The sequence below is a fragment of the Streptomyces sp. NPDC004667 genome (genome assembly GCF_040609475.1).
Lineage (GTDB): Bacteria > Actinomycetota > Actinomycetes > Streptomycetales > Streptomycetaceae > Streptomyces.
In genome coordinates, this window is sequence record NZ_JBEXKC010000279.1 from 1 (window position 1) to 1,082 (window position 1,082).

Consider the following 1,082-nt stretch of genomic DNA (forward strand, 5'->3'; position numbering starts at 1 on the left):
CCGGGGTTGACGACGAGGTAGGGCGGGTCGTTCTGGTTCCAGACTTCCGCGAACCAGCCCAGGTCGTAGCAGTTGTAGACAGGGTCGGCGACAGGCGGCGGCAGCATGCCGCCGGTGTAGACGGCCAGGCACATGGTCTGGGTCTGCGGGTTCCAGTAGGGGTGGAAGCGGGTGTTGCCCGAGTTCGCGTCGACGTACGCCCGCGACTGCATCATGTACAGGTCAGCCCGGGCAACGAGGTCGTAGTACGCGGGCCAGTCACCGCGCGTCTTCGCCTCGTACAGCCCCCGCTCGACCGCGCTCGGCGCCTGCCAGCCCTGCGTGGGGGCCGTCGGACCGGGCAGGGCTCCTCCCTCGTGACCTGCTGTCAAATCCATGGGCAAACCCTAAGGGGTGGTTCAGTGCGGTCGGCGTGGCGGTCCCGCCGGGCGAGGGCGCCAAGGCGGTCCCCCGACGGGCTGCGGGGCACAGGCCTCCCGGAAGGCGCGTCCGACGATCTGCACCCCGCCGGGTAGGCCGTCGTACGGCCCGGTCGGCACGGCCACACCCCGGGAACACCCGCGAAGTGAGGTTGATCCCGGGAAGTGGGCGCCCCACGGCGGCAACCTGGTCACTGCGTGGCAGCGGTGATCAGAACCGCTGCGGCATCGACGCCAGCCTGCTGGTGACGGACGAGCTGGCGGGCCATCGCCGTCCAGTGGTCGCCCTCCATCAGCTCTGCCAAAACATCCTCGCCCAGCACGCCGCACAGCTGGTCGGCCGACCAGCCCGGCGCCATCTGTTCGGCGTCCTCGCCGATTCCCTCATCCTTGCCAGTCAGGCGCTTTTGGGTGGCACGGCGGACCGCGTCGCTGATGGCCATCACCAGCCGGTAAGCTATCGCGGCCGTGTGCGCGGCCTCCCCGAGGGCTTCGGCGAACGGCTCGGGCTGCGGCGGATACGTCATCGGCAACAAGCTCCCTCGGGTCGGGTCAGCGCGTACGGGACGGACCCGGCCGGACCGGTACACCGGTAACAGGCGGGACGGGCGGCAGGCCACGGCCCGGCGTCCGCGCGGTGCGCGCGGTGCGCGGCGTCGCGGC

At 71.3% G+C, this 1,082-nt stretch carries 1 protein-coding gene and 1 pseudogene; both read right to left on the minus strand.

The window, feature by feature from the left end; all coding sequences use genetic code 11:
- Window positions 1-377, minus strand: a pseudogene (locus ABZW32_RS40045) (hypothetical protein); the annotation flags it as partial.
- Between the two features lie 233 nt (window positions 378-610).
- On the minus strand, window positions 611-946 hold the full coding sequence (locus ABZW32_RS40050; protein ID WP_356225869.1) for a hypothetical protein: 336 nt from the start codon (window positions 944-946) through the stop codon (window positions 611-613).
- Between the last annotated feature and the right edge of the window lie 136 nt (window positions 947-1,082).